The sequence below is a fragment of the Parendozoicomonas verongulae genome (assembly GCF_009711465.1).
GTDB lineage: Bacteria > Pseudomonadota > Gammaproteobacteria > Pseudomonadales > Endozoicomonadaceae > Sansalvadorimonas > Sansalvadorimonas verongulae.
This window is the reverse complement of the sequence record NZ_SMME01000722.1, coordinates 5,816-6,044: the sequence shown is the minus strand read 5'-3', so window position 1 is coordinate 6,044 and position 229 is coordinate 5,816. Positions and strand designations below refer to the sequence as shown.

The 229-nt window shown below is 60.7% G+C and carries 1 protein-coding gene; it reads right to left on the bottom strand.

Annotated features, from left to right (window positions below):
* Positions 1-229: hypothetical protein (locus tag E1189_RS23490; RefSeq protein WP_230460133.1), on the bottom strand; the 229-nt coding region annotated here is incomplete at both ends.

Sequence of the window (229 nt, the reverse complement as noted above, 5' to 3'; positions counted from 1 at the left end):
GATCAGGAACTCGCGGAGTTTGCGGAATACAGTGCCCACGACTTTTACGCTGCTGGTCAGGCCGTCCATGCTGGCGGCAAACTCCACCACGCCTTCATCGCTGTCGTTGAACTCGATGTCCTTCAGGCCCTTGATGGCCGGGGGCTGTGCGCCCAGAAAGCCCACGTGACGCAAGTAGTAAACGCCGGGCACCGGGTTGTTGGGGCTGTCGGGCTGGTAGAAACTGGCA